Annotated in this window: 20 protein-coding genes; 5 read left to right on the top strand and 15 right to left on the bottom strand. The window is 58.0% G+C overall.

The window, feature by feature from the left end; translation table 11 throughout:
• Window positions 1-17 precede the first annotated feature (17 nt).
• Window positions 18-1,184 (top strand): class I SAM-dependent methyltransferase, encoded by a 1,167-nt coding sequence (locus tag NKH73_RS29865; RefSeq protein ID WP_352938518.1) that lies wholly within the window; start codon window positions 18-20, stop codon window positions 1,182-1,184.
• On the opposite strand, the gene NKH73_RS29860 is transcribed toward NKH73_RS29865, so the two are convergent.
• The 4 genes from NKH73_RS29860 to NKH73_RS29845 form a co-directional block, all read right to left on the bottom strand.
• Entirely contained in the window at window positions 1,171-2,151 is a 981-nt protein-coding gene (locus NKH73_RS29860) for a DUF707 domain-containing protein (RefSeq protein ID WP_352938515.1), read from the bottom strand. The genes NKH73_RS29865 and NKH73_RS29860 overlap by 14 nt on opposite strands.
• A gap of 40 nt (window positions 2,152-2,191) precedes the next feature.
• A complete protein-coding gene (locus tag NKH73_RS29855) occupies window positions 2,192-3,151 on the bottom strand; it encodes a glycosyltransferase family 2 protein (RefSeq protein WP_352938512.1) in 960 nt (319 codons plus the stop codon).
• A 29-nt stretch (window positions 3,152-3,180) separates the two neighbouring features.
• Complete coding sequence (locus tag NKH73_RS29850) at window positions 3,181-4,164, bottom strand: class I SAM-dependent methyltransferase (protein ID WP_352938509.1); 984 nt, start codon at window positions 4,162-4,164, stop codon at window positions 3,181-3,183.
• A gap of 233 nt (window positions 4,165-4,397) precedes the next feature.
• Entirely contained in the window at window positions 4,398-5,678 is a 1,281-nt protein-coding gene (locus NKH73_RS29845) for a glycosyltransferase (RefSeq protein WP_435528737.1), read from the bottom strand.
• Between the two features lie 358 nt (window positions 5,679-6,036).
• Between NKH73_RS29845 and NKH73_RS29840 the strand changes: the two genes are divergently transcribed.
• Complete coding sequence (locus NKH73_RS29840) at window positions 6,037-6,903, top strand: glycosyltransferase family 2 protein (protein ID WP_352938503.1); 867 nt, start codon at window positions 6,037-6,039, stop codon at window positions 6,901-6,903.
• Between the two features lie 14 nt (window positions 6,904-6,917).
• A complete protein-coding gene (locus NKH73_RS29835) occupies window positions 6,918-8,354 on the top strand; it encodes a polysaccharide biosynthesis/export family protein (RefSeq protein ID WP_502893925.1) in 1,437 nt (478 codons plus the stop codon).
• Between the two features lie 15 nt (window positions 8,355-8,369).
• On the opposite strand, the gene NKH73_RS29830 is transcribed toward NKH73_RS29835, so the two are convergent.
• Complete coding sequence (locus NKH73_RS29830) at window positions 8,370-9,842, bottom strand: hypothetical protein (RefSeq protein ID WP_352938500.1); 1,473 nt, start codon at window positions 9,840-9,842, stop codon at window positions 8,370-8,372.
• Window positions 9,843-9,861: 19 nt separating this feature from the next.
• Here NKH73_RS29830 and NKH73_RS29825 point away from each other — a divergent pair, with 19 nt between their 5' ends.
• A complete protein-coding gene (locus NKH73_RS29825) occupies window positions 9,862-10,236 on the top strand; it encodes a hypothetical protein (protein WP_352938497.1) in 375 nt (124 codons plus the stop codon).
• A gap of 53 nt (window positions 10,237-10,289) precedes the next feature.
• On the opposite strand, the gene NKH73_RS29820 is transcribed toward NKH73_RS29825, so the two are convergent.
• The 5 genes from NKH73_RS29820 to NKH73_RS29800 form a co-directional block, all read right to left on the bottom strand.
• Window positions 10,290-11,156 (bottom strand): sugar transferase, encoded by an 867-nt coding sequence (locus tag NKH73_RS29820; RefSeq protein ID WP_352938494.1) that lies wholly within the window; start codon window positions 11,154-11,156, stop codon window positions 10,290-10,292.
• 303 nt (window positions 11,157-11,459) lie between these two features.
• Entirely contained in the window at window positions 11,460-13,376 is a 1,917-nt protein-coding gene (locus tag NKH73_RS29815; protein WP_352938491.1) for a Wzz/FepE/Etk N-terminal domain-containing protein, read from the bottom strand.
• 67 nt (window positions 13,377-13,443) lie between these two features.
• Complete coding sequence (locus NKH73_RS29810) at window positions 13,444-14,214, bottom strand: response regulator transcription factor (RefSeq protein ID WP_352938488.1); 771 nt, start codon at window positions 14,212-14,214, stop codon at window positions 13,444-13,446.
• Between the two features lie 383 nt (window positions 14,215-14,597).
• The gene (locus NKH73_RS29805; protein ID WP_352938485.1) at window positions 14,598-15,311 is read right to left on the bottom strand and encodes a Crp/Fnr family transcriptional regulator; all 714 of its coding nucleotides are present in this window, start codon (window positions 15,309-15,311) and stop codon (window positions 14,598-14,600) included.
• Window positions 15,312-16,459: 1,148 nt separating this feature from the next.
• Window positions 16,460-17,701, bottom strand: coding sequence for an acyltransferase family protein (locus tag NKH73_RS29800; protein WP_352938482.1), 1,242 nt, complete (start codon window positions 17,699-17,701; stop codon window positions 16,460-16,462).
• 179 nt (window positions 17,702-17,880) lie between these two features.
• Between NKH73_RS29800 and NKH73_RS29795 the strand changes: the two genes are divergently transcribed.
• Complete coding sequence (locus NKH73_RS29795) at window positions 17,881-18,225, top strand: hypothetical protein (protein ID WP_352938479.1); 345 nt, start codon at window positions 17,881-17,883, stop codon at window positions 18,223-18,225.
• Here the strand turns inward: NKH73_RS29795 and NKH73_RS32645 are convergent.
• From NKH73_RS32645 to NKH73_RS29770, 5 genes are all read right to left on the bottom strand, one after another.
• Window positions 18,214-18,597, bottom strand: coding sequence for a hypothetical protein (locus NKH73_RS32645; protein WP_502893926.1), 384 nt, complete (start codon window positions 18,595-18,597; stop codon window positions 18,214-18,216). The genes NKH73_RS29795 and NKH73_RS32645 overlap by 12 nt on opposite strands.
• A 143-nt stretch (window positions 18,598-18,740) precedes the next feature.
• On the bottom strand, window positions 18,741-20,303 hold the full coding sequence (guaA, locus tag NKH73_RS29785; protein WP_352938476.1) for a glutamine-hydrolyzing GMP synthase: 1,563 nt from the start codon (window positions 20,301-20,303) through the stop codon (window positions 18,741-18,743).
• A gap of 55 nt (window positions 20,304-20,358) precedes the next feature.
• The gene (locus tag NKH73_RS29780; protein WP_352938564.1) at window positions 20,359-21,024 is read right to left on the bottom strand and encodes a 5'-methylthioadenosine/S-adenosylhomocysteine nucleosidase; all 666 of its coding nucleotides are present in this window, start codon (window positions 21,022-21,024) and stop codon (window positions 20,359-20,361) included.
• A 4-nt stretch (window positions 21,025-21,028) separates the two neighbouring features.
• Window positions 21,029-21,487, bottom strand: a complete 459-nt coding sequence (locus tag NKH73_RS29775) for a PaaI family thioesterase (RefSeq protein WP_352938473.1) — start codon at window positions 21,485-21,487, stop codon at window positions 21,029-21,031.
• A 97-nt stretch (window positions 21,488-21,584) separates the two neighbouring features.
• A complete protein-coding gene (locus NKH73_RS29770; protein ID WP_352938469.1) occupies window positions 21,585-22,874 on the bottom strand; it encodes an RsmB/NOP family class I SAM-dependent RNA methyltransferase in 1,290 nt (429 codons plus the stop codon).
• Window positions 22,875-23,114 lie beyond the last annotated feature (240 nt).

Here is a 23,114-nt window from a genome sequence, read left to right as displayed (position 1 = left end):
CCGAGCCGCGCGAACCGGTGAAGAATTCGATCCGTCTTCGCGGCGACTGTCCGGTCTGTCGGCAGAAGGATTTGCTGCACTCGGTGTCATTCGAAGCCATTCCGTTTTCCTGCAACTCTCTGCACCCTGACGCAAACTCGGCCGTCGCTGCACCGACTGGCCAATTCGTTCTCGCGTTTTGCCGCAGTTGTGAACATTTCTTCAACGCGGCGTTCGAAGACGGTCGGATCGGCTATACGCAAAATTACGAGAATTCCCTGCATTTTTCGCCCCGCTTCGTGGCCTTCGTCGAGGATCTCGCCGGTCGCCTGTCCACTGCCTACGCACTCGACGGAAAAACGGTCGTGGACATCGGTTGCGGCAAGGGGGATTTCCTCAAGCGGCTTTGCTCAACCAGCGGCGCCAGAGGCATTGGTTTCGACAGGAGCTTCGAAGATAATCGGGGCGAGAACGTCGCCGGCGTTGAGTTCATCAACGACTGGTTCGGCGATGCCTATCCGGACGTCAAACCTGACTTCGTTTCATGCCGCCACGTCCTGGAACACATCGCTAGCCCGATCGCCTTCCTGCAAGGGCTTCGTTCCCATCCAGGCGTTGGGCCGAGTACCGTATTTTACATCGAGGTGCCTAATGCCCTCTATACATTGCGCGACATGGGAATCTGGGATCTGATCTATGAGCACGTTTCCTACTTTACGCCTCACTCGCTGCGGACAGCGATGCAGGAAGCAGGGTTCGAGGTGCTGGACCAAGGCGCGTCGTTCGGTAACCAGTACCTCTTCATCGAAGCAAAGCCTCTCCAAACCGGCGGCGATTTTTCAATATCTGGGGAGATAGACGCGTTGGTCCGCCGCTTCGACCAAACCTATCGCGACAAGGTCGCCTGGTGGCGCGATTACCTTGCAGGACGGGATCCAGAGCAGACCGTTGTCTGGGGTGCAGGATCAAAGGGCATCACTTTCGTCAACGTCGTTCCGCAGGGACCGCGGATAAGCGCTCTGGTCGACGTCAACCCGCACAAGCAGGGGCGCTTTGCTCCAGGCACAGGCACACCCGTGATTGGGCCGGAGAGCCTGCGCGGCAGACCCTTGCAGTCGATCATCGTGATGAACCCGCTCTATCGAGACGAAGTTGCCCAGGCGGCGAACAGGCTTGGTCTCGCGCCGGATATCATCGTGGCGTGAGCCGACCCGCCCTTTGCGGCTGACGGCCTGGCATTCCGACTCCATCGACGTCGATCCGTTGCAGGTTGACCGGTCTCGACCAGCAATGTCGGGTATAGTCGGTCGACCGACGCATAAATTGCGTCCAATTGACCGGCGTCCTGAACAGCGCCCGCCAGAGGGACAGGGAGTTAAGTCCGATCAGAAAGCGGGACCGGACGAGTTGCCCGCGCCGGTCGACCGCTGCATAGGTTACGAACCCGCGAAACGCAGTGCCGAACCTCTTCAGCACGGCATCGACCTGGGTGTCGTAGCGTTCGTTGGCAGCGAAGCCTTGAAGCGACTTTGTTGTCCCGACCGGCCGCGTGTGTCTTACAACGACGTCGTCAATTATGGCGTAGCGCAACCAGGGCATGTCGGTCAGGCGGGTCCAAAGAAGATCTATTCCCGTCTCGTAGCCAAGCCCGAATAGTTTCAACGCGGTTTGCAGACACCTTGCGCTGAACACCGGACACATCATTTCGACCGTGTTGGTGTATCGCAACAAGTATCTCTTGCCGCTGACAAGTGTTGCTGCGTAGGAGAAATAACTATCCCATGACAACGCTGGCTGAAACAGATCTAATTTATATTGGCGCCCGATTGCGAACAGACGATTCAAGTCCAGCTTCGTCACCTCGATATCATCGTCGATCAGTGCAATGAGGTCATATCGCGTCACAATTTCAGGGTAGCATTGGAACAAGGCATGATACCCTGCGATCTTGCGCCCCGGCAGAAATACGCTCAAATCGTTCTGTCCATGAGAGACGCCAGCCTCGTAGGCGGCGACGAGAAGATCGAAGTCGGCTTCGACCATCCCCTCCGTCCAGCCGGCATGCAACGAGCTACGCCCCGCCCGGACGATAACCAGATTTCTCTTGCCCGAGCCCTCCGGCAATCTCCGGAAGGCTGACACTGCCGCGGGCGTAACTTGGCGAAGGTTCATTCAAAGCCTCCCGGCAGACGTCGCACCAGATCACTCGTTTCTAGCCAGGAGATCGATTTGAGACGGCATGAATGCGTTTCAGTGCCCCCAGGCCGGCGCCGCGCAGCTTGATACGAAGCTGCGGAGAAACAACGCCTACAAGTTCCAGGCAAAATCTCGCGATGAGCAGCGGATCCAAGATCCATCCAACCAGATGAAACAGCGTCATACCCAGCGGTGCTGTCCGCCTGTGCCGATAGGCAATCGCGACGAGGTGTTTTACCCGCCTCGACAATTCAAAGGCGTTCGCGGTAGAGCGGTCTGGATTTTGCCAAGCCAATCGTTCGGAGCTCGGCAATCGCACCGAGCGCGTCGGATGGTCACGGCTATATAGTATGGCGTTGGGCGCGCGAACAAAGGACCCGAGAAGAGCCATCTCGGCCAAAAGCGCACAATCGGAGCCATAGTAGGGCTCGTGCAATGTCGTTTTGGCTAGGGAATCCCGGCGCCAAAGACCAAACATCGCCGCATCCCATCCATGCGCCGCAATCATCACCCGGAAGCGGGATGCGGGCGACGATCCTTCCATGTCCTGCAGCACCCGTTCGACATAGGAAGTCAGTTGCCCGGTCTCGTCGATTCCCAATAAGCGCGGATAGGCAATGACGTGGCGGGCATCGTCGTCGAGCGCACGCACACAGTCCATCAGGAAACCGCGACCCAAGACGTCATCGTGTGCGCACCACTTGAAATATGCGCCCGAGCTCAATTCGAAAGCTCGATTGAAATTGGCTGCGGCGCCCAAATTGCGTGGATTTCGGACATAGCGGACGCGCTTGTCCCGCCGAGCGAATTCCAGACATATATCGGCGGTTCTATCCGACGAAGCATTGTCGGTGATGACAAGTTCGAAATCATCGAAGTTCTGCTCGAGGATCGACTGGATCGCCTCGGAGACGAAATTCTCGCCGTTATAAACGGGCATACCAAGGGATACTTTTGGCGGCTTGGAATGTTCCATTTCCAGGTTCTTCTTTGATGAAAGTGCGATTAGACCGCGACGATTTCCGGTCGCAGGTCCAGCGCTTTCAAGGATAGCGCCACTTCATTCAGGTAAATCGGGTTCATGACGATGACGAGGTCAGGCGGAGCGTCCAAGAGGTCGCTTGGCGCGATGACCGGGTGACCGGTTCCGGGCGTAAACTTGCCTTGCTTGTAGGGGTTAATGTCGACTGCTGCCCAGACTTCGTCTCCAAGCTGCAAGGTCGTCAGGAACGACACTGCTTTGGAACCGCCACCCCACAGAACGACCCGCCGGCCGGCGGCATGCGCAGCGCGAATGCGCTCCTGCCAGGCGTTCTGAACGGCTCGCACGCGGGCGGGAAAGGTTTCCGCCAAACGGTGCATCACTTCCAGATCGTCCTCGAGCGGCAGTCTCGATGCCGTCCGACCTGCCGACGGCCGAGCGTACTGAACGATGTACTGATTGTCGTAGACGAGTTCCAGATCGGTAACGTCGAATCCTTCTTGGCGAAACAGCCGTGCGTGGGTGCCGGGACTGAAATAGGAGCAATGCTCGTAGTAAATGTCCCAGAACGCGCTCTCTAAGAGCACACGTTTTGCATCGGGCGTTTCGAAGACGGCCCAATCTTCGGTCCTTTTACCGATCATCTTGCGGATCAGCCGCACGAAACTCGACACGGAACTTACGTGTTCGAGCGTGTGGCGACAAAGGACGGTATCCGCTTGGAGATGTTGGTAATCTGGTCCGAAAAAATCGATGATGATCTTAACGTCGCCGTGTTCTTCACTGCGCCCTTTGTCAGCTCGATAACCTGGATCGATGCCGAGCCCAGTGGCACCGCCGGATATGCAAAGTTCGCGGAGAAATTCACCCTTGCCGCAGCCGATCTCCAACACGTGCTTGCCAGTTATCGCACATTTTTGTGCAATCTCGCGTGCAAGTCCCTTCGCGAAACTGTTGAAAGTGCTGGAAAAATGCTGGGATTCCTCGAAATTGGTCGAGTAACCCATGATCGCTTCGTCAAAGGTCCTGTTGAATATGAACCCGCATGCTTCGCAGAATGCGAGGTCAAGGTCGCGACGAGGAAAGGCATGGGCTTCTTGGGCCGAGTTAAGCAGGACGCAGCTATGCACCGGGATGGCTTCGACCCGGTAGATTGACCGGCTAACGGGCGCCGAGCAGCACGGACACGTGGTCGGTCGAAGCGCTTTGCTGTTGCTTGTCATGTGAAGGTCAACCGAATTCATTGTAGAATTGGCTCGGCAAGAGAATCGGTTATATCGCGCGTCGAACTCTCGGCTCCGAAGAGTTCATTGTGCACGGTTGCGCGACCGAGCTGGACAGACCGGGCCAAGCCAAGAGCGTCGAGTATCGCCAGGTCGAACCTTTCCTCGGAGAACCGGGTCGCGTTCATACGACAGGCGTGCGGCGTAATGGACACCGCATTTTCCTCGAATAGATCAATTGCCTCAGCTACAGAATCGACGGCTTGACGGTCGAAGAGCACACCTGTCGGATGGATGCTCTCGCCAAGCGGCCGGACAATGTCGCGGGCACCGCCACGGCCGAAGGCGATCAAAGGAGTACCGCACGCCTGGGCCTCGGCAAGCGTTATCCCGAAATCCTCGCATCCAGCGAACACCATCGCACGAGCATTGGCGATTTTTTCGACGTATTCATGCCGCGGAAGATAACCAGTGAAGATTATGTTTGGACCAGCAAGCGAGCGGAGATGCTTAGATTGTACTTCGTCGCCCACAACAATCAGGCGACGCGACGGAGTTTTGCTGAACGCCTCAATTATCAGATCCGTACGTTTATACGGGGCGTGGAACGCGGCAGTTACGTAGTAGTCATCCTTGCTGGCGACGAATTTAAGTTTCTCGGTGGCCACGGGCGGATGGACTACCCGCGCGTCGCGGCCGTAAATCCGTTCGATCCGGGAGCGAACATAGTTCGAGTTTGCCAGCATCAAATCAGGCCCGTGTGCCGTACGGGTGTCCCAGGTCCGCAGCTTGTGAAGCATATAACGAAAGGCCAGACCCTTCGGCCCGAATCCCAAGCGGGCTTGCTGCAGATAGGAGAATTGTTCGTCCCACGCATATCGCACCGGACTGTGCACATAGCAAAGGTGTGGTTGGTCTGGGCGAGTGAGAACGCCTCGAGAGAATGCGGCCGAAGAAGAAATTACCGCGTCATATCCTGTGACGTCAAATTGCTCGATCATAAACGGGCAGAGAAAAAATAACGACCTATAGTACTTTTCCACGAATGGAAATCGATTCATTGGAGAAACGTGAAAAACTACGTCTCGAAAAAACTCATCTTTGACTTCCGCCGGAAGAAAATCAAATAGGGTGAAGACCTCGGCTCTCGGAAAAATCTTGCAGATCCGAGCTAGGACCTGTTCCCCTCCCCGAAAATTCGGGCACCAGTCATGCACGACGGCGATGCGCGCATTGCGGTCGATGGCAGCAAATGGCGCCTTGCTGAGGGATCGAAAATGTTTGGTGTCACGGCCCATTATGGTGTTTGCTTTTGGCTGTCGCACATGGCGCATGAATTGCCCTCCCGGAACGTTGGCACCTTTCGGGAATTCTGTGTTGCCCGGATGCTCAACGACTGTGTGTCGGCCGTTCCGTGCAAACAAGCTGTCTATCGGGTTAAGCTCCGCCGCCTCCCGAGACCAGATATACTCCAACGAGGTACGGCTCCTACTTCGATGGGCCTAAGCACACGTCAACGCTAACCTTATGCGCAGGCTGTGTCGGCATGACCGGCGGATTAGGATCATAGCGCGCTCACGTCAGAAGCAGTGCGGGGGCAGAAGCAGTCCGGGGTGCCGTGTCCATGTCCATTGCCGCGCAGGGAGTTGATCGTCGATGAAAATGGTCGTTATTGTCGCAACGTTTGGTCGCCGGGAACAAGTGGCTCGGCTTCTCGCACAGCTTGAGCGACAAACCCGACTTCCTGACGCGGTAATCATTTCGGCTCCCGACGCAGGCCATGTTCCCGACAACATAGTTTGCCGGTTTCCTGTATCGAGCATCTTCGGGAAAACGGGCTTGCCGGCACAGCGCAATATCGCCCTCGATGTCGCGGGTGACCGTTTCGACGTAATCACCTTTTTCGACGACGACTTCATTCCTGCAGACGACTATCTCGAAGGCGTATCGAAGGCGTTCGACCAGCAGCCGGACTGGGCAGTGGTGACTGGAAACGTGCTGAAGGACGGCGCAACGACTGCAGGGCTCACGTGGGACCAAGGTATTCAGGCGCTCCGCGAAGCCGGCACAGCGACTGATGCGCGTGGAGTAGATCAACTCAGCGCCTATGGATGCAACATGTCGATCAGGGCGGCATTCATCAACAGCCTTCGCTTCGACGAACGGCTTGTGCTCTATGGGTGGCAGGAAGACGTTGATTTCACCAGCCAGTTGAGAGCCCGAGGGCGGGTCGTCTCTCTGCGTTCGATCCGCGGAGTTCATCTCGGCGTCAAGAGCGGTCGCGTAAACGGCGTTCGTTTCGGCTATTCTCAGGTGGCGAACCCAATCTACCTCATCCGCAAAGGGACCGTTCCATTGACGGTCGCAGTAAAATTGATGGGCAAGAATCTGCTTGCCAACCTCGCGCTCAGTCTCTGGCCGGAATCCTACATCGACCGGAGAGGACGTCTGCGCGGCAATCTTCTGGCTCTTTCACACGTCGCAAGAGGCCGGGTGCAGCCAGAATACATCCTAGAGATCTAGCGCAGAGGTAAGAGATGCTCGACGACCCGTCCTTTTCGACCGACAAAGCCACTCGCTCAAATCACCGAGCCCGGTGCCCCGACAGGCTGTCCAATCGGCGCGAGCATTGGCGCTCGCTCCACGTCCTGGTGTCGGCGGGGATGTCCTTGGCCTGCATGTTGGGTGTTTCGGTTGCAAATGCCAAAGAGTATGTGCTCGGGCCGCAGGATAAGCTCCGCATCAAGGTCTACGAATGGCGCGCGTCGCGCGACACGATTTTTGCCTGGAGTGCTCTCAACGACGTATACACGATCGGTCCCAACGGCTCCGTCTCGCTGCCGCTGGTTGGCGAAATCAAGGCTGCCGGCCTCACCAGCAGCGAGATTGCGAACTCCATCGGCGACAGGCTGATGAAAAGTGTCGGTCTTGGGCGAAAACCGAACACTGCGGTGGAAATCGTCCAGTTCCGACCGTTCTACGTTGTCGGCAAGGTGACGCAGTCGGGAGAATTCGCATACCGGCCCGGACTGACCGTCTTGCAGGCATTGAGTATTGCGGGCGGACTGCGGACGCGAGAGGACAAGGACGCCAGGTTCGAGCGCGAAGTGATCCAGGGTCGAGGGGACGTGGACCTGCTTAAACTGAACGAGGCCAATCTCCTCGCTCGCAAGGCACGGCTCGAGGCGGAACTCTCGCATGCCAGCGACATTCAGTTTCCGCCCCAGTTGATGTCGAGCATTCAGGACGGCGTCTTCGCTATGCTGATGAACCAGGAGCGTTTGATCTTCCAAGCGCGCAGCGAAGGGTTGGACACTCAGATCAAGGCGCTTCAAGGTCTGCGTGAATTCCTCCAGAAAGAACTCGCTTCGCTGGAAGCGCAACTCGTTTTCCTCGACAAGCAGATCGGCTCCATCCAGAAAGAGTTGACGGCGGTCTCGGCGCTTGTCGTCAAGGGTCTTGCGGCGGCGCCGCGGGAATTTTCTCTCGAGCGAGCCCTTGCGCAGGCGCAGAGCGAGAGATTGTCGGCGGAAACCAGTCTGCTGCGCGGCCGTCAGGAAATCAGCAAGACAGACATATCAATTCTCGAACTCCAGGATGGGCGGAAAAACGAGATAACGATCCACCTGCGTCAGACTCAAGCCGAACTCGATGCTCTCGACAGCAAAACAGAAACAGCAAGGCGGCTACTGTACGACTCCGCGATATCCGCCCCGAACCTTCTTGCCCGCCGAGCCGACGCGGACCTGGCTGCGCCAATCTACACGATTTTCCGACCGTCGGCGGATGGTGCGACAGCGCAAATACAAGCTAAGGAAACGAGTGTCGTGGAGCCTGGAGATACCATTAAGGTTGAAATACCACTGCCCCCGGATGAAACAGGCGTCTTGGACCTCACGTCAACCGAGCGGCACGGGGCGCCGGGAATAGAACTCAAAGCAGATATCACCGGCGATACTGTTGGCATTCCGTAGCCTCGGCGGATTTTGTTAGACGCGGCCTGGAACGGTGCCGACCTGCGCTTGAATCGCGTTTTCGCTGGAATCGTGCGAATGCTGGAGCGTCGCAAGAGCTCCAGCAACGCTTTTGTCTTCAACAGCCAAGAGCCGGCTGACAAGAACGACAGCGAGAGGAATCAAGAACACGATACCGGGGTCGGCGCTACCGCTTGCCAGGGAACCGGCGACGAGCGCAGCCAAGGCGCAAGCGCGGACACTCGATGCAATCGCGTCAACCTCCGGGTCGATCCGACCGCCGCCACCCCGCAGACCACGCACCAGCATTGCCAACAGAACCGTCATCATCGCGGTGCCGAACAGCCCCAACTGGGAAAGCAGCGCTATCGGCCAACTCGAGGCCCGCGAGCTTCCCAACCCGACCCCCAACCCACCTGTATCGAAGAAAGACTGCAGGCTTTTGTAATTCCAGTAGCTGCGCTCCTGGCCGGAGGCCGATGTAACTTTGTTGATTACCGTGGTGTCGACAAGCTGCAAAACCGGATCGAAGAAATGCGGATAGAGCAGACTGGCGGCCATCGCGGAGAGAAGCAACGGCGGCGGCAACGCGATAAGCAGTGCCTCCCCCGGCCTCAGCCGACCTGAAGCGAGCGACTTCACGACGGAAAAGACAGCGGGCACGCTTATGATTGCAAGACCGACATAGGCGGTCGACGATGTCGACAGCAGCAGGAGAACAAACAGGGCCGCTCCTAACCCTAATGCGCATTTGGATCCGGTCTTGCGCCAATAGGTGTAGGTGAACGCCAGCCCTGCCAGCGATGCCCCGCCGAACGCCGATGCCTCTGAAAACGCCCCCGCAATCCGCCAGAACCCAGCTTCCGTAACTTGCGTCAGCATGGCGTAGTTGGCTGTACGAATCGGGGCGAGGATGTCGCCGGCGCCAATCACCTTGCCCAACAAATCCAGAATGCCCATCAACACATGCAAGCTGAACCATAAGAAGAAGCCTCGCCTGATATCGGCTAACGTGCCGCTGCGCCGAAGCAACAGACAGACAGCCAGGAATGTCAGCCCTCCCAGCACGAAGTATCCCGCCTGAGAAATATTGGCCGAGACCGGCGCCAAGGCCGCTTCGTAGACGCCCCTACCGGTGCGGGAAGCGACGAAGGCGCTCGTCTGCCCCGCAAAGAGCCTTGGAAATAACAGCGCTCCGATGCTCACATAGATCATGAGTGCGCAGACGATCCATGCTGCACCTATACGAACGAAGACCGCTCCTATTTCCCCCCAGATTCGCCGTCGAGCTAGCGCGGTCACAATCAGAAGCATGTCAAAGACCGTGAAGATAAGCGGCGATGAGCCGCCAAGCGCGGTTATTGTCCCGATCGCGGTCGCACCAAAAGCCAGAGAGGCAATTAGCGCAGTGATCATCGACCAGCGCATGTAAACGACGAAGGCAAGGATTCCCGCGCAAATTAATAACCCAACGACGGAAACCTGCATTTCATCCCTCCGACGATCAATGATCCCGATGCTGGCTGCGCCACCGGAACCGCTTAGCCATGCGAGTGGCTTCACAGAAACGGGCGACTCTGATTTCCTTGGGACGGGGTTGATCTCGCGCAGCGTAAATTGCCCCGGGGAGGTCGTCGTGTTGCTTGCCATTGTCGGCGTTGCGGGTGTCGCCCTGATAATGGGGCTTACGCTGCGCGCGCCGGCGCTGATAGTGGCGACATTGGTGGTGATCGTCGTCAGCATCGCTGTGGGCAGTTTTCTCGACCTGTCTGTTCAAACCACCATCCGCTCGACACTCTACCTCGTTATCGTCACCCAAATTGCCTACTTGGTCGGCCTTGCGTTTGCCGTGCTGCGGCGCCGCCCAGGCCGCGGGCGATAATCGCGTGGGCGATACCCCTAAGACCGCTCCATCTCCCCCTGACATTCCCAAGTTCAGGAGGTCTGATCAAACTTCATCATGGCCGGTATTGTCCGCATCAGGATCGAAAGATCGCTGCGTAGAGACCATGTTCGAACGTACTGCGTATCCAGCAATACGCGATGTGAATAGTTTGTCATGTTTCTCCCGTTTATCTGCCAGAGGCCGGTCAGTCCTGGCCGCGTCTTCAAATATTCGTGCGACGCGGCGCCGTAGCGTCGCAATTCGTCGGCAACGACAGGTCGCGGACCGACGCAACTCATGTCGCCACGCAAGACGTTGAACAGCTGCGGCAGCTCATCCAAGCTCGATTTGCGAAGCATCTTCCCGAAAAACAGGATACGCGGATCGCACTTCAGCTTCTGGTTCGCTGCCCACTCCTGGGCGGCTTGTGGATCGCTGCTCAGATGCCGCTCGAGCACCTCCTCGGCGTTTGGTACCATGGTGCGGAACTTGTAGCAGTCGAAGACCTTTCCGTTGAATCCAATACGGCGGTGAACAAACAGCACCCGACCGCCTGTGGTGGCCTTGATCAGAAGCGGGATAAGAACCAGAATTGGGCCGGCCATAATGAGCGCTGTCGAGGCCACCAACAGATCCAGAACCCTCTTGGCCCGACCGCCGAGAGGCCGTCGGTGGTCGCCTCGCGCATTTTCCTGAATGCTTGCCGTTTGCATACCTGGCTCAAGCGCGATGGTGCCGTGGTCATGGCTTGCATTGAGTTGAGGCGACGAAGGGTCTGGCGTGTTCGATGTGGCGGCCGCGCCGCTTTCACGCCGAAGAAGCAATGTCGCCGCAGGCTTGGTTCCGACCAGAATGGCCCAGTCTTCAAGGGCCAAGTCTTCGCACGATCCCAGGTTGCTTTCGATCACGTTTGACATTTCTGATTGCGCTCGATTTCTGCTGTTTTCGTTTGTATTTTGTCGACGACGGATGACCTCCGGCAAGCAGGGAAAAGGTGGTAGATTGGGGATGATTGGCAGCGTATGGCTACCCCTAAGATGCTAAAGCTAGGTACGGACGAATGGCTGTTCCGTCCAAAGGCTGGGCACAATACCGGAATCGAACGTTCGGCTCGCCGTTCTCTGCGCCGTCTTGCCAGGGGCGCAGATTCACTTTGCAGGCAGGTCGAATTGACGGGCAATGGACCCGCGCTCGACTGACAACGTTGCGAGGACAAGATGTCAGCGTGGTGCTTCGGCTGCGCGCTTGCGGTAACGATGAGCCGAAACAGAACGAACACGTGTCATCAACACACCAAGGACGGACGAATTGGTGTTTTTGAGAGTCTGCGTCAGATCTTCAAGTTGATCGAGCGACGTCACACCCCACTGCGCCACCACAATCACGCCATCAAGAAGAAGCGGGCAGACGGCAAGCCCTTCAGCACCTGAACTAAGCGGCGGAAGCTCAACAATGACGACACTGTAAGCGCCAGCACCGCTTAGTAAGATCTCCATGTTGTCGGGAACACGCAAATCCGACGAATTCGACCAATCGTTCTTCAGGTAATAGAATAATTTCTCTTCAATGAAGCGAATTTGCTTCACGAGATCTTTTGGGCTCCCGGAATCCTCGCCGATCAATTTGAAATCGGATGGATCGGCAAGTTCGTTGGCCAGGGCGGACTTATGATCGACGTTGATCACGAGGGTTGCTGTGCCAGAGGCCCCACAGAGGGCCGCCAGATTGCTCACAACGGTGCTCTTTCCATCACCGGGAGACACGGATGTGATTCCGATGCGACGCCTTGAATGGGTAGCCCCGGTCAAGCCCATGATCGCCTTGACTCTTTTAAGACTGCCGCTGAATGAAGAGTCCGGGTTCCTCAGCACCTCGTCAAGGCGGCCAAAACCACCCCGCCTGAAGTTGACCGGCGGCAATTCTCCAATACAGGCCAGGCCCAATTCCAGCCGGATCTGATGCGGTGTCCTCACGTTCCGATCGAGGCCGCGCCGCGCCACGGCATACCCGATGCCAGCCACCAGTCCGGCAAGTGCGCCAAAGGCGAGGATCAGCGTCTTGCGCGGCCGACTTGCTATCTTGGGGCTGGTTGCGGATGTAATGACGCGAGCATCGGCGATTAGATAAGGCTGTTGGTCAACCGAGTTCGTATACGCCCCGAGCAGGCTTTCATACATCTTGCGATAGGTGTCGGCGGTAACTTCCAACTGCTCTAGCGTAGTCTGGTGTGTTGGCTGTTTTTCGCTGGGCGGGAGAGCCTGCCCCTCGATGGATATCTCCCCCTGATCTATGCTGTAGTCGTGCTTTGCGCGAAACTCTTGGGCGACCCTGGTTGCCCTGTTCATCTGATCACCGACCTCCCGCATCCGCCTTTCCAACCATGCGATGCCTTCGCTAGCCGCTGCTGTCGTCGTTTGCACTTGCTCACGCACGAACGCGTCCGCTGTGGCATTTGCGATGCGTGCCGCCAATGCCGGGTCCAGAGACTGGAATGTGATGTCTATTGCATACGAAACGCCGACACGCTGGACGTCCAAGCCATCGTTGAATGTCTCCACTGCGCTAAGCTCACGTTCGGATTCCGGCTGCGGGCTAGCCGTTTGCATTCGGTCCGGCCCCGGCAGCACTCGATGAGGTCCGCCGGCCTGAACCACACTCACCCAGGCCCTGCGAAACCTCTCGCCTATGGTCGGACCTTGCATATCCCTGAACGTTGGATTGTTCATGAGTCCAAGGTCATCGATCACCATCCTCGCGATCTTCTGGGACCGCAGAACTGCGAGCTGGCTCTCGACCTGAGCGGTGTCGAGCGACAGATTCACTTCGGCGGGTTGCTGCTGAAGGTTTCTGGGAATCTTCGGCTCGATGAGGATCTGGGTTCGCGCCGTATAAATAGGATCCGAGGTAACGAAGTAAAACGTGGCGCAAACGATTCCGGCGACCATGAATGCCAGAATCGAGAAAAGATACTGCCGGACGAAAGAAACAACGTCTGCGAGGCTGATAAAATCCTGCGCGGCATCTGCCCCGAGCCATGGCTTGTGAGCAATTGCCGCCAACGGCCGGTCTAGCATGGCTTCAATCCATATCTGCAACGAAAAGGGCGGCGAACTGCAACGGTCGGGCAGGATCGCCACCGATGGGCATGTTGGGAGCATGCCGCCGTGGCGAAACCGTTTAGCTTGATCGGCTCAACATTTGGGCTTAGCTTGATCGGCTCAACATTTGGGCGCCAGGAAACATCTCATTGAGTTTGTAGACGACCTCCGTCCTGTTCGTCGCCTTCAGCTTCTTCATAATGTTGCGGATGTGGACCTTGACCGTGCTCTCTCGGAGATTGAGCTCATGAGCGATTATCTTGTTCGCCTTCCCACGCCTGAGGGCCTGGACGACCTCTTCTTGCCGCTCCGTGAACACGCTCGCCATGGGTCTTGTCGTATCGACACTCGTGTCGATTGCCTTGTGCTGGGCAAGCACACTGCTTGCAGGGACAAATGTGCCCCCGGCAAGGACAAGATTTACGGCTTCAACACAGATCTCGAAACGGATCGACGAAGGGATGTAGGCCTTTGCGCCATAATTCAATGCCTTCAGAATCTGCTCTAAATCGTCGGTGTCGGCCAAAATCACCACTGGAACCGGGTGAGCCTCATTCACGAGATCGGCGATCTCGCTGCCGGTCCTTGCGTCTGTCACCTTTCGGCTGCCCACGTTCAGCAGAATAGCCGACGTCGACAACGCGATCTCTTGATGCCGCCACTCTTCGATGGAGCCGAACGACAGGATTTCCTTCCCGATGCCATAAGCGGTCAAGCATTGCGCAAGACATTGTCGGTCAAGCACTCGCTCATCCACCAGAGCCAGGCAGGATTCGGCTAAGCCGTGTCTATGAAGATGTATTCCATTCCCGGTCTTCCGCGATACGAATTCCAGCGCACCGGGTGATTTGGTGTCCAATTGAATTGTCGCAACCATGAAGTTACTCCCCAACATTACCCACGTTTAGAGACCAGCACGAGAGGGACTTCGGAAAATTACCTTTCCCGCGAGCGATGTTCCGCTCGCGCCACCTTCATTATAAGTGTGAGATTGTCAGGCCCCCGCCACGGTCACAGCACTATTGCGTAGACGAGGTTATCGGCCAAAAGATAGGCCTTCACTAATTTAGGTTAACAAAATCTAAAAAAAAAATTTGGCTACTTCATTTGGTCTCAGAAGAGCCGAGACGAGCGGAAAAGGGACCCTCGCGTTGTTTTCCAATTGCAAATATCGCCGTCCATAAGGATAGCCGGCTTTCACGGAGGCGGTATGGCTTTGAGGCGCGTCGCACCGCCTTGGCGTCGTGCGCCAATATGGCGTCAACCATAGATATAGCTGTCATCGAACTCGGCAAATTTCGTTACGCCCAGTCGATCCAGCAGGCGAACATGACCTTGGCGGAACTCCAGGAACCTACGTTCCCGCAATTCCCGCAGCATTCGATTGACATGGATCGGCGTCAGCCCGAGCGCGTCGGCGAGGTCGTACTGGGTGAGAGGGCATGCATAGCCCGTGCGGGTGACAGCACCGACACGCTCCAAGCGCGTTCTCAGCTCGAGCAATAAGTGCGCTGTACGCGCCAAGGCGCTGCGTCGGCCTATGTTGGTGAGGTGTTGGGCAACAAGCGCCCTCTGGCGCGCGATAGTTTCGAGAAAAAGAGAAGCTATGTGGGACGACTTCGCTGCACCAAGTGTCTTGGTAGAGGCTTCTAATACCGCAAGGTCGGTTTGAGCCACAAATGTCTCAAAAGCAGTACCGGTGTACATCTGTGGCATGACGACATCGCCTTTCAGGGCGAAATCCAAGATCTGTCGCTGGCCACCGGCAAGATCATGGGAAATGCACCCCCAGCCTGACTCGATAAAGAAGACCCGATCGTCGCCCTCCCCCTGATTGACGATGGCGGTCTCCGCCTCGTATCGCTTCGGCACGAAACCTAGCGCCTTAATATACGCCTTATCGTGGCTTTTGACTCCGACCGACGTCGGACCGTTCTCATATCCATTCGAAAAAGGGCGTGAAGCGTACGTCATTCGAACCCCGCCAATCCTCCTCTAGATACCTCCCTAGGCAAAAATGTACTTCAGCTTTGACGCGCTGAGTACCCTGCTCAGGCTACAACCATCGGATGATATTGCACTGCACTCTCGCAAGAAAGCAAGGATCTGCCCGATCAAGCCCGAAATAGGATCCGAATTGACCGTAAAGTTCGACCGATTTTCTGCACCGCCCTTCCGCGTCGCGACGTCTCCGGCGGTCGCCAGCGCTCGGTGACATCTGCCACTCGCCGTCAACTTTCGAACACGCGCTCACGGCATTCGGCGTGACTGATCCGCCGGAATCAAACCGAGGCGAGCATCGCTGCTTTGACTTGAGGTCGCGCCGACATTGCCAACTGAACCCGCCGGTCGTTCAGTCGGCCACACCATACCACATCTTTGGGTTACCCTTTTGATTTCATTCGCAGATAACACTTCGGATGGCTCCTGGTATGCAGCACGATTCACGCGTCAAGTGCAGTGCTACAAGCCCAACCGCTGTAGGTGAACTGCCTCACAGGGCCAGTAACTCGCCACGAGGCCGGCACGAGATTTTCTTTTTCCTAAGACAACGTTCAAAGGACGAGAGCGCTGGTTTATCCGGAACGACTACTGCGGCCCAACTAGCACCCTTCGCCGCAGTTCTGGAGTGGGCCGATTGATGCCCCACCCCTCGGCCCAAACGGTTGCGGTTTCAACCGCCGCACAGTGGCAAGATACCCCATTCGCGGTAGCTATGGTTCCCCGATCACTTCGCAAATGCGAAGAGACCGCCCGCCACATACCCGCAAAAGGACATCTGGAAAGCCGATGGCACCAATCGAAGCCGTTCAACGGCCGCATCGGCTTTTGCGCATCATGGACCACCACCTAGGGCGAGCGGCGCTTCTACTGTCTTGCCACGGTCCATAGTGTGAATGTTCCACACGCGGTGGTGGCTTCGGGTTGCGGCTTAAAACCGGATTGGTCCGCCCTTGGCGGGCTGAGACACGTCACGCAAATTGTCGCCTGATTCCAGGCAGGGCCTGGTTGTAGATGTAGGGCGCGCGTCTCATCGGTTGCGTTCCCACAGCGCCCTTTCCGATGCAGCGCGGTCCCCAACCATGCGGCCGCCACGCTTACAGCGCCGTGATCCCAGCCGCCTAAAGGCGTGGGGTTTCCTGGTCCCCCATCGGCGACCCTAAACCGCCATCGTGATCGCGTTTGGCGGCGGGTTTAGCGCCCCCTCCTCTGATGGCGCTTTGAATCCTCTTTTCCAACCACATAACAGCCATACTCAAACCCAAAACGAACAGCATGGAGAGCACAAAGACGATGGGCGCCGGAAAATCCAAGGTAAATAGCCACCAGACCGCAACCATACCGACGGAGTAGTGATTCAAATATATTGGGTAGCTTATTCCTCCGATATATTTTATTATTTTCTGATGATTAGAAAGTTTATATTTAATAAAATTACCGTGCTTTATTCCTTTTGCCATTGCATACATGCATGACAACCAAATTACCACGGCAGAGATCTTATACACACAGTCGCGCTCAACCGAAATGAAAATCTCCGCAGTGCTCATAGCGCCGAAAAGCAACAACAATACTGCCTTCCACGCATGGCGCTCCATTTTACGATGATCATCACCACCGTTCTTGACAAGAAAGAAGACCATACCGGCAGCGAAGAAAACGCCGTGCTGCAGCAGAAGCAGTTTGAAGGGGAACCGTGAAAGCGCTGAAATCGCCTCCTCCGACCGCGTGGACGGTGGCAGCAAATGTAGCCCCGAGACAATGAGAATATATACCGAGCTAGAAAACCCTATTATTTTAGCAATATCGTAGAGTGATAGACGAAATCTCGACAAAATTGATGCGGCTACCAATATATAAAATACGGCCTCGACGACGAGAGACCATACTACCCCGTCGATATAGGGACCTTTAGGGGACAATATTAAAGATCTACAAAAATCCATCAGAAGATCGGACAAATCCTCGCCATAAAAAGCTCGTGCGGCCAAGCTGACGAGCGCAGACAGCCACAAGGCTGGCAATATGCGCGTAGCGCGAACGCGTGCGAAACGCAGTGCTTGCGACGCTCCCCCTTCGCCTGAGGCGCTCATGGCGATGACAAACCCGGAAATTACGAAAAAAATCTCGACCCCTACAGCTCCCAAACCGGCAAACGCCGACAGGAAACCGAAGGCGACATCGCTTCCCTCGGCGACTGACGCGCTGTTCCAGGCGTATGTCGCGAAATGGTTCAGCAGCACCAAAATCGCTGCAAAAATGCGTAAGAAATCTATGATGAGGTAGTGGACACTGCGTTCCAATGTTTCCGGACCTTGCCAACGGCCAAGGCGGAATATTACCGTGAATCCATCTTCGCACATGCTAGTACATTCGGATATAGGCCAAATGGATTACCCGTCTGATATGGTATTTTTCCTGCTGGAGATACTCCGACCTGTTACACCTTACCTTCTCTAGACGAGGTTTTAGAACAGACTGATCACTCGACCCCTTAGTAAGTGGAGTAGCATTGCGTTCCAATCATTGCTAATGATGGAGAATGCTTCGTGCCGCCTTCAAAATAACCGCATGGGTTTTGCTCATCGCTATCATGGCCGCGACGATTGTGCCGATTGGAATGCGCCCCCATTCAGGCCTTGGCCCAGAGCCAGAACGGGTCGCCGCATTCCTTGTCGTCGGTCTGTTGTTCGGTCTCGCCTACGACCGCAACTGGATGCTGGCGCTTAGCGTGGTGATCGTGGCTGGACTCGGCATCGAAGCACTGCAGATGCTTAGCCCAAGTCGCCACCCTACCCTTGAGGACGCTGTGATCAAAGCGATCGCCGGCAGCGTCGGGGTTTCGGCCGGCTGCGTCATCACAAAGAAGGGCTGGTTAGGACGGTAGACCGCTCGTTTTGAACCGGCGCCTTGCAGCCAAAAGTGTACCTGCCGTACGCCTAATTGATGTCACTTCTCTAATTGATCCCATGCTAATGTTGCGGCCGGCTTGGGAGGTTTCAATCGACCTCATTGCGAATGTATTCGCCGGCGCATGGGCTGCCGGTGTGCTTGCCGCCATCTGGCATGTCTGGATCCGGCCCTCGCCGCCTGTTACCGAAAGCGAGCAAGACCGCGATTTGCGGGAATGGCTGGATGGGCAATTGTAGAGGTCGTTCTGGCGACCTGTCGATATGGGCAAGGCACATCCACAATGTGGCTCGCAGGAGAATATGCCGAGATCGGGACAGCCGTACCCGAGATCGGCCAACCCGAACAGGGTATCGCCGTCTCCGTCCAGTTCGGGCGCGGGCCATGTGCAGGCTCCCGACAGATCGAGGCGGAGCTCCTCGTAGATCCTGATTTATCAGCCGGTCATGGCGAACCGTAGCGTAGTTTCGGATACTGCTGGATAGGCAAAAATCATTCCCACTCTATGGTGCCCGGCGGCTTGCTCGTCACGTCATAGACAACGCGGTTGATGCCACGCACCTCATTGATGATACGGGTGGCGGCGGCGCCCAGGAACGCCATGTCATAGTGGTAGAAATCCGCGGTCATGCCGTCGACCGAGGTGACGGCGCGCAGCGCGCAGACGAATTCATAAGTGCGGCCATCACCCATCACGCCGACAGTCTGCACCGGCAGCAGCACGGCAAAGGCCTGCCAGATGGCGTCGTAGAGGCCCGCCTTGCGGATCTCGTCGAGATAGATGGCGTCGGCCTCGCGCAGGATCTCCAGCTTCTCGCGAGAAATGCCGCCCGGGCAGCGGATGGCAAGACCAGGGCCGGGAAACGGGTGCCGGCCGATGAAGCTGTCGGGCAGGCCGAGTTCCTTGCCGAGCGCCCTCACCTCGTCCTTGAACAGTTCGCGCAGCGGCTCGACCAGCTGCATGTTCATGCGCTCGGGCAGGCCGCCGACATTGTGGTGCGACTTGATCGTCACCGACGGGCCGCCGGTGAAAGAGACGCTTTCGATGACGTCGGGATAGAGCGTGCCTTGCGCCAGGAAATCGGCGCCGCCGAGCTTCTCGGCCTCTTCCTCGAACACCTCGATGAACAGCCGGCCGATGGTCTTGCGCTTCTTTTCCGGGTCCGACTCGCCCTCGAGCGCGCCGATAAAACGGTCCGAAGCGTCGACCAGGATGAGCGGCAAATTATAGTGCTGGCGAAACATCTCGACCACGCCTGCCGCCTCGTCCTTGCGCATCAGCCCGTGGTCGACAAGGATGCAGGTGAGCTGGTCGCCGACTGCCTCGTGGATCAGGAGTGCAGCGACCGAGGAATCGACGCCGCCCGAAAGCGCGCAGATGACCTTGCCCTTGCCGACCTGCTTACGGATTGTCTCGACTGCATGCTCGCGATAGGCGCGCATCGTCCAGTCGCCTTCGATGCCGGCGATGTTGTGGACGAAATTCCTGAGCAGCCGGGCGCCGTCCGGGGTGTGCACCACTTCGGGGTGGAACATGATGCCGTACATCTTGCGTTCGACATTGCCGAAGATGGCGAAGGGCGAGCCTTCCGACTTTCCGAACACCTCGAAGCCTTCCGGCAAGGAGATGACACGATCGCCATGGCTCATCCACACTTGGTGCCGCTGGCCGGGCGCCCACAGGCCCTCGAACAGCGGACTGTCCTTCTGGATCTCGACGAAGGCACGGCCGAATTCGCGATGGTCGGAGCTTTCGGCGACGCCGCCCATCTGCACGCACATGGCCATCTGGCCATAGCAGATGCCGAGCACCGGCACCCCGGCATCGAAGACGATCTGCGGCGCGCGCGGGCTGCCGATGTCGCTGGTCGAGGCCGGGCCTCCGGACAGGATCACCGCCTTCGGCTTGATGCGCTTGAACGCCGCTTCGGCCGACTGGAACGGCACGATCTCGGAAAACACGCCGGCCTCGCGGACGCGCCTGGCGATGAGCTGCGTGAACTGGCTGCCGAAATCGACAATCAGGACGGTGTCGGGGTGATTGGCTATCTTCATGGCGAGCGTTTAGAGAAAGAAACGAGTCGGCGCAATGGGTTGCGAGGCGTCTCTCTCAATCTGATTCCGCGTCTTCATGTGGTGGTCCAAACTGCAGCGCGCCGGACCCGATCGCCTGTTCAAGCCGCATGACCGCATCCGCCAGCTTCTCGTCGATGACATGGAGATACTCTTTCCAGTCGCCGACATGCCTGAGATCGGCGGCCCCGTCGGAAATGCCGCGCAGGCCGACGAGCGGCACCCTGAACAGTTGGCAGGCACGCAGGCAGGCGAAGGTCTCCATGTCGACCATGTCCTCAGCAATCGCGTCGTAGGCGCTGCCGGAAATGATCGCCGCACCGGTCGACAGCGTCGCCTCTCTTATGCCGGGAATCCTGAACGGCAGCGGCACGATCACCGGCAGGTCGAGAAACGGCGTCGCGCCCTTCTCGAACCCCAATGGCGAGGCATCGATGTCGCGGTAGGCGACCGAAACGGCCTGGTAGATTTCCGTCTGTTCCAGTGTCCGGCTGCCCGCCGAACCGAGCGACACGACGAGGTCCGGCAGCGCCTTTTCAGACTTCAACCATGACAGTTCGGCACCCAGCCTGACGCCCGCCTCGACCGGCCCGACGCCTGTCATGACAGGCGTGAAAAGCCGCTGCAGATGCGGACCGTATTCGGCCTGCGCCGCCATCACAAAGAGGACGTTCCTACCCGCAATTCTGACCGCCTTGGGCATCGGATCAACCTTCAATGCCATCGCGACCGACCACCGTCATCATCGTTCCGGTCATGGTGGCGATCAGCTTGGCCTCGCCGTCGACGGCGAAGGCATAGGCCTGGCCGTCGGCGACGATGATGGTGCGGCCGGGCTTCGTCACCGAGCCGCGGAACAGGAAACGCTCGCCCCGGCCCGGCGCCAGCAGATTGACCTTGAACTCGATGGTCAGCACGCCGGAATTCTCCGGCATCAGCGAGAAAGCCGCGTAGCCGCAGGCCGAGTCCAGCGCCGTCGAAATGACGCCGGCATGGAGAAAGCCGTGCTGCTGGGTCAGCGCCGCCGAATAGGGCATTTCGATCTCGATGATGCCGGGCGTCACCAACGTCAGCTCGGCGCCTATGGTCGTCATGGCGTTCTGGCGCGCGAAGGATGTCCTGACGCGATCCTCATAATCGGAGGCGGGTACGATCTTTGCGGCCATGGCTTTTCACGCTCCTGTCAGAAAAGCTTATTGCAGAGGCATAAGCGGCAGGCAATCGCTATTGCTGCACTGCAGCAATCAGGCTCGCTGGCCAAGTTCAGCCGCCCTTACGCAGCGCGCAGACATAAAACCCATCGGTACCGCTCAGCGCCGGCGACAGCGAAATGCCGCCTGCAGCGCCGATACGCGCGGCCGCCTCGTGGCCCGGAAAGCGGCTGTCCCAGAGCTGACGATGGTCGACCGGGACAAAGCCGCTGTTCCGATCCCGAAAGGCCGCGACCTGCTCGCCATTCTCCTCGTCGAACACCGAGCAGGTGATGTAGACCAGCAGCCCGCCCGGTTTGACGAAGGCTTTGGCCGCGTCGAGGATGGCCAATTGCTCGCCCTTGCGTGCATCGAGCTGCTTCTGCGTCAGCCGCCATTTGGCATCGGGCCGGCGCCGCCAGGTGCCGCTGCCGGTGCACGGCGCATCAACCAGGACGATATCCATGTGGCCCGAAAGGGCGCCGAGCTCCGCCGGCTTGGTGACGATTTGCACATTGCGGTTTTCCGAGCGGCGGATGCGGTCGAAGATCGGCGCCAGCCGCGCCTTTTCGGCGTCATGCGCAAACACCTGGCCGCGATTGTCCATCGCCGCCGACAATGCCACGGTCTTGCCGCCGGCGCCGGCGCAAAAGTCGAGAACCTGCATCCCGGCCTCCGCGCCAGCCAGCGTGGCGGCGATCTGCGAACCTTCATCCTGAACTTCGAACCAGCCTTTCTGGAAGGCCGGCTCCGCCTGCACGTTCGGGTGCCTACCGTCACCTGCGATCGGCGGGATGCGGATGCCGTGCGGCGCGATCCGTGCAGCCTTGGCGCCGGTCTCGGCCAGCTCGGCGAGCACTTTGCTGCGATCGGCCTGCAGCGTGTTGACCCTGATATCCAGAGGCGGGCGGGTCGCCAGCGCGGCACCCTCTTCAACCCAGGCGGCGCCGAAGGCCTGCTCGAAGAGCGGTTCGCACCAATCGGGAATGTCGGCGCGCACCACCGGCGGCGCATCGTCCAGCTGGCGGGCGGCGATCGCCTTCAATTCGTCGGCGTTGAGCAGCGGCGGCGCGAATTTGTCGCCATCGAGCGCCTCGTTCAGCGACTGCGCGGTCTGGTTCCATTCAAGCAGCAGCGCGCCGAAGCCGATGGCGCGTGGCGTGTCCTCGTCCAAAAGCCAGCCGGCGGAGCGCTTCCGGCGCAGCGCGTCATAGACGATGTTGCCGATCGCAGCGCGGTCGCCGCCGCCGGCGAAGCGGTGCGACAGGCCCCAGTCCTTCAGCGCATCGGCGACCGGCCGGTGACGCCGGCCGATATCATCCAGCACTTCGATGGCCGCCGCCAGCCGTCCGCCCAGTCGCATCTTGTCATTCCGTTATTCAGCAAATTACTTCCGCCCTGCTCTAAAGCGCTGGACTGGCGCACACAAGCCGGGAGAGCCTCGGACGCCAGATCGAGCGCAGATATGTTAGCACCCACAGATCTAGCGCATGATCCTTACCGAAAATCGGAATCGATTTTCGGTAAGGATCATGCGCAAAATCAAAAGTGCTACAGCGTCCTTTGCGCGTCCCAATGGACGCGCGGCGCTGTAGTCGGGCGT

Origin of the sequence: Mesorhizobium sp. M0938, assembly GCF_040319125.1 — a bacterium.
GTDB lineage: Bacteria > Pseudomonadota > Alphaproteobacteria > Rhizobiales > Rhizobiaceae > Mesorhizobium > Mesorhizobium robiniae.
Note: the sequence above shows the minus strand (reverse complement) of the source record. Positions and strands in the feature narration are given on the sequence as shown.

Excerpts from the sequence above, each read along its gene's own strand:
- NKH73_RS29860 (WP_352938515.1), bottom strand. The coding sequence starts at position 2,151 with ATGAACCTTCGCCAAGTTACGCCCGCGGCAGTGTCAGCCTTCCGGAGA.
- NKH73_RS29855 (WP_352938512.1), bottom strand. The coding sequence starts at position 3,151 with ATGGAACATTCCAAGCCGCCAAAAGTATCCCTTGGTATGCCCGTTTAT.
- NKH73_RS29850 (WP_352938509.1), bottom strand. The coding sequence starts at position 4,164 with ATGGGTTACTCGACCAATTTCGAGGAATCCCAGCATTTTTCCAGCACT.
- NKH73_RS29845 (WP_435528737.1), bottom strand. The coding sequence starts at position 5,678 with ATGGGCCGTGACACCAAACATTTTCGATCCCTCAGCAAGGCGCCATTT.
- NKH73_RS29840 (WP_352938503.1), top strand. The coding sequence starts at position 6,037 with ATGAAAATGGTCGTTATTGTCGCAACGTTTGGTCGCCGGGAACAAGTG.
- NKH73_RS29835 (WP_502893925.1), top strand. The coding sequence starts at position 6,918 with ATGCTCGACGACCCGTCCTTTTCGACCGACAAAGCCACTCGCTCAAAT.
- NKH73_RS29830 (WP_352938500.1), bottom strand. The coding sequence starts at position 9,842 with ATGCAGGTTTCCGTCGTTGGGTTATTAATTTGCGCGGGAATCCTTGCC.
- NKH73_RS29825 (WP_352938497.1), top strand. The coding sequence starts at position 9,862 with ATGATCCCGATGCTGGCTGCGCCACCGGAACCGCTTAGCCATGCGAGT.
- NKH73_RS29820 (WP_352938494.1), bottom strand. The coding sequence starts at position 11,156 with ATGTCAAACGTGATCGAAAGCAACCTGGGATCGTGCGAAGACTTGGCC.
- NKH73_RS29810 (WP_352938488.1), bottom strand. The coding sequence starts at position 14,214 with ATGGTTGCGACAATTCAATTGGACACCAAATCACCCGGTGCGCTGGAA.
- NKH73_RS29805 (WP_352938485.1), bottom strand. The coding sequence starts at position 15,311 with ATGACGTACGCTTCACGCCCTTTTTCGAATGGATATGAGAACGGTCCG.
- NKH73_RS29800 (WP_352938482.1), bottom strand. The coding sequence starts at position 17,701 with ATGTGCGAAGATGGATTCACGGTAATATTCCGCCTTGGCCGTTGGCAA.
- NKH73_RS29795 (WP_352938479.1), top strand. The coding sequence starts at position 17,881 with ATGCTTCGTGCCGCCTTCAAAATAACCGCATGGGTTTTGCTCATCGCT.
- guaA (WP_352938476.1), bottom strand. The coding sequence starts at position 20,303 with ATGAAGATAGCCAATCACCCCGACACCGTCCTGATTGTCGATTTCGGC.
- NKH73_RS29780 (WP_352938564.1), bottom strand. The coding sequence starts at position 21,024 with ATGCCCAAGGCGGTCAGAATTGCGGGTAGGAACGTCCTCTTTGTGATG.
- NKH73_RS29775 (WP_352938473.1), bottom strand. The coding sequence starts at position 21,487 with ATGGCCGCAAAGATCGTACCCGCCTCCGATTATGAGGATCGCGTCAGG.
- NKH73_RS29770 (WP_352938469.1), bottom strand. The coding sequence starts at position 22,874 with ATGCGACTGGGCGGACGGCTGGCGGCGGCCATCGAAGTGCTGGATGAT.